Source organism: Nguyenibacter vanlangensis, from assembly GCF_013376155.1.
Lineage (GTDB): Bacteria > Pseudomonadota > Alphaproteobacteria > Acetobacterales > Acetobacteraceae > Gluconacetobacter > Gluconacetobacter vanlangensis.
Genome location: NZ_JABXXP010000250.1, coordinates 1 through 4,048 on the forward strand (window position 1 = coordinate 1; position 4,048 = coordinate 4,048).

The following is a 4,048-nucleotide window of genomic DNA, read 5'->3' on the forward strand; positions in this document are numbered from 1 at the left end:
CCCCGGCCTGGCGCCGGACGACATCGCACGGGCCGAGACGATCCGCTTTCCCCTGCCGGCGGGCGGGCAGGACGGCCACGCCTTCTTCTATCCCCCCGCCAGCCTAAGCTATCGCGGTCCGGCGGACGAGAAGCCGCCGCTGATCGTCATGGCCCATGGCGGCCCCACCGGCCGCGCCGGCACCGCCTTTTCGTACAAGATCCAATGGTGGACCAGCCGGGGCTTCGCGGTGGTCGACGTCAACTACGGCGGCTCGACCGGCTTCGGCCGCGCCTATCGCCGGAGGCTGGACGGGCAATGGGGCGTGGTGGATGTGGCGGACTGCATCGCCGCCTGCCGCCACCTGGTGGCGACGGGCCGGGTCGATCCCGCCCGCATCGCCATGCGCGGCAGCAGCGCCGGCGGCCTGACCGTATTGCTGGCCCTGGCGCAATCCGACCTGTTCGCCGCCGGCGCCAGCCTGTATGGCGTGACCGACCTGCGCGCCCTGGCGCAGGAGACGCATAAATTCGAATCCCGCTATCTCGACCGCCTGGTCGGCCCCTATCCGGCGGCCGAAGACCTCTATCTGGCGCGCTCGCCGCTGGCCCGGGCCGACGCGATCCGCGCCCCGGTGCTGTTCCTGCACGGGCTGGACGACGCGGTGGTCCCGCCCGGCCAGGCCCGCGACATGGTCGCGGCGCTGGCCGCCAACGCCGTCCCCCATGCCCATTACGAATTCGCGGGCGAGGGTCATGGCTTCCGCCGCGCCGAGACGATCCGCCGCGCGCTGGAACTGGAACTGGATTTCTACGGCAGGGTGTTCGGCTTCACCGTGCCGGACGTGGCCGAGCGCGTCATTCTGCGCCCGGCCGACGAAACGCCGTAGTCACAATTGGTCAACCTGGTGACCTGTCTCCGAAATGCGCAAGCGGATTTCGGAGACGGAATAGAGACAGGATATCAGCGGGCCACGATGGCGGTATCGCCCCGCCGCGGGCGGAAGCGGCCGGCATGCAGCGCCGCCTCGATATCCTCCAGCGACGCGCCGCGCGTCTCCGGCACCAGGAAGAAGACGAACAGCACCGACGCCAGGTTGACCCCGGCATAGAACCACATCGTCCCGCCCAGCGAGATCAGCTTGACCAGGCTCAGCGCCGTGCTGGTCACCAGCAGGTCGCTGCCCCACAGCGTCGCGGCATGCAGGCTGGTCGCGGTGCCGCGCATCGGCAGCGGGAACATCTCGGCCCCCAGCAGCCAGCCCACGACCTGGATGCCGCCGGAATTGAACATCATGAACAGCAGCAGGAAGACGATGATCATCCAGCTTCCGACGCTGCCCTTGTCGGGATGGATCGCGAACATCAGCCCCAGCCCCAGCAGGCTGAGGACCGAGCCCGGACCCATGATCAGCATCAGCCGCCGCCGCCCGACATGATCGACGATCATCGACCCGCCGACCGTCATCGCCAGATAGACGATCGAGACGCCCAGGCTGGCCAGCAGCGCCGAGGCATGGCCGAACCCCGCATCCGACAGGAAGGTCGGCGCGTAATAGATCATCATCTCCAACCCGCCGCACTGGGTGAAGAACGCCACCCCCAGGGCCGCGACCAGCGCCGGCCGCACCCAGGGCTGCATCAGCCCGCGCCAGCCGCGATGCGCGTCCGCCACCCCGTCGGATGCTTCGTGAATCTTATTGATTTCACGATGGATTTCCCGATGCGAAGTCCGTACCCGCGTCAACTGCGCGATCGCGGCGTCCAGCCCCTCGTTCTCGGCGGTCCAGCGCGGGCTCTTGGGCAGGAAGAACATCGCGACGAACACGCACGCCGCCGGCAGGGCGGCGATCGCGATCATCGGGCGCCAGCCCCAGGCATCGCGCGCCGCGAAACCGATGACGTTGGCTGTAAAGATGCCGATGCCGATCGCGACGTTGAACAGGGTCACCAGCCGCCCGCGCCGCGCCGCCGGGGCCAGTTCCGAAATATACATCGGCACCACCTGGGTGGATCCGCCGACCCCCAGCCCCAGATAGACCCGCGCGATGATCAGCGTCCAGACGTCGGGGGCCATGGCGCAGGCGGCCGCCCCCGTCACGAACAGGGCCGTCACGACCATGACCGAGGCCCGGCGGCCGAACCGTTCCGACAGCCATCCGGTGCCGAGCGCGCCGATGACCGCGCCGGCCAGGATGGCCGAGGCCACCAGTTCCTGCGCCGTGCTGCCCAGGTGGAAATCCTGCGTGATCAGCAGCAGGGCACCCGAAATAATGCCGGTGTCGTAGCCGTAGAGGCCGCCGCAGATGGCGGCCACGGCGGCTGCGAGCCAGAGCGTCAGCCGCGCACTGCCCGAAATCTCATGCCGGGATATCGCGGCGAGGCTTGCCGCCTGTGGCGAGAAATTCTGCATCCTGTTCTCCTTGTCCGGAAAATGGGTTTCGGAAAATGGGTCGGCTCCTTCCCCGATGACGCGTACCGCCCGCGACGCCGCTCCGGTCAGGGCCCGTCCGGGACCGCGCGCCGGCGGCGGTCCCGGGCAGGCTTTCCCGGGATCAGGCGGGCGACAGGGCGGCCTTCATGTCCCGTATGACGCCCAGCATGTCGTGAAACAGGCTCCAGTCGTCTTGGGCTGCAATGGGCTGCCATATCCGCTCCACCGTCTCGATCAGCATCGTGCAGGGTACGTCCCGGGAAAGATATGGGCTGGAAAGATCCAGGCCCGGCCGGGGGGCATGCGCCTCGAGCCGTTGACGCAACGGTTCGAAATCCGCACCCGCATAGAGACCGGCACAGGGGCTTTTCGCCGCGCGATGCCTGCTCTGTGTCCCACCATACCAGTCGAAGAACAAAGATTCAAATCCTATGGCCGATCGTTCCAGAAATTTCCAAATCTCCTGCGACAGCGTACGGTCATCTTTTTCGGAAACCGACGACACGCCCAGGCGTTTTATCGTCGCCGCATTCATCTCTTTTTCATAACGATCTGGAAAATCGTCGAAAATCCGTTGCAGATCATCAAGATTCGCCAGAGGAATCATGCATTCCGCCAGCCTTGCCAGGTTCCACATCAGCGTCTCGGGCTGGCGGCCGAACGCGTACAGGCCCGAATGGTCGAAATAGGCCGCGACGAAGGACGGATCGTAACGCGGCAGAAAGCGCCACGGGCCGTAATCGAAACTCTCGCCGGTGATATTGATGTTGTCGGTATTCAGCACCCCGTGCACGAAGCCCGCCGCCATCCATTGCGCCCCCAGCCTGGCCACCCGCGTGCATACGATGTCGAACAGCGTGGCGGCCGGATCGCGTGTGCCGTGCCGGTCGGGGAAATAGGCCGCCAGCACATATTCGACCAGCCTGGCCAGGTTCGCCGTATCCTCCAGCGCCGCCAGGCGCTGGAAGGTGCCGATACGGATATGCGAATGGCTCAGCCGCGCCAGTACACACGACCGGGTGGGCGACGGCTCGTCGCCGCGCTGCAGGCTCTCGCCGGTCTCGATCACGCTCAGGCTGCGCGAGGTCGCGACCCCCATCGCGTCCAGAAGCTCGCTCGCCAGCACCTCGCGCACCCCGCCCTTCAGGGTCAGCCGCCCGTCGCCGCCGCGCGACCACGGGGTGCGCCCGCTGCCCTTGGTGCCGATATCCAGCAGCCGCCCGTCCCGCGCGTCGCGCAATTGCGCGAACAGAAAGCCCCGCCCGTCGCCCAGGTCGGGGTTGTAGACCCGGAACTGGTGCCCGTGATAGCGCAGCGCCAGCGGGGCCTCCATCCCGCCCGGCAGCGGGACGAAGCGGCCGAAATGCGCGGTCCATTCGTCGTCCGTCAGACCGTCCAGCCCGACCCGCGCCGCCGCGTCCTGGTTGCGGAAGCGCAGGATATGGGCGGGAAAGCGCGCCGCCTCGACCGGATCATAGAACGCCGCCCCCAGCGTCAGGTGGTCGCGGGCGGGGCGATAGGCGGCGGAGACGGGCATCGGCGAACCTTCCTCGGACATGGAACCCTCTGAAGATGAGGGCCCGGCACGCACGACGCCACCCCCGCCCGCGCGGTCAGTCCGCGCCGGCGCACGCCG

At 67.7% G+C, this 4,048-nt stretch carries 3 protein-coding genes; 1 reads left to right on the forward strand and 2 read right to left on the reverse strand.

Annotated features, from left to right (window positions below; translation table 11 throughout):
• Positions 1 to 868 (forward strand): alpha/beta hydrolase family protein (locus HUK84_RS11740; protein ID WP_176640457.1); only part of this gene is annotated, 868 nt, incomplete at its 5' end.
• 74 nt (positions 869 to 942) lie between these two features.
• On the opposite strand, the gene HUK84_RS11745 is transcribed toward HUK84_RS11740, so the two are convergent.
• Both HUK84_RS11745 and HUK84_RS11750 read right to left on the reverse strand, forming a co-directional pair.
• Positions 943 to 2,391 carry a sugar porter family MFS transporter gene (locus HUK84_RS11745; protein ID WP_176640458.1) on the reverse strand — a complete coding sequence of 483 codons (1,449 nt, stop codon included), beginning with the start codon at positions 2,389 to 2,391 and terminating at the stop codon, positions 943 to 945.
• A gap of 142 nt (positions 2,392 to 2,533) precedes the next feature.
• Complete coding sequence (locus tag HUK84_RS11750; RefSeq protein ID WP_176640459.1) at positions 2,534 to 3,949, reverse strand: protein adenylyltransferase SelO; 1,416 nt, start codon at positions 3,947 to 3,949, stop codon at positions 2,534 to 2,536.
• Positions 3,950 to 4,048: the final 99 nt, after the last annotated feature.

Excerpts from the sequence above, each read along its gene's own strand:
- HUK84_RS11745 (WP_176640458.1), bottom strand. The coding sequence starts at position 2,391 with ATGCAGAATTTCTCGCCACAGGCGGCAAGCCTCGCCGCGATATCCCGG.
- HUK84_RS11750 (WP_176640459.1), bottom strand. The coding sequence starts at position 3,949 with ATGCCCGTCTCCGCCGCCTATCGCCCCGCCCGCGACCACCTGACGCTG.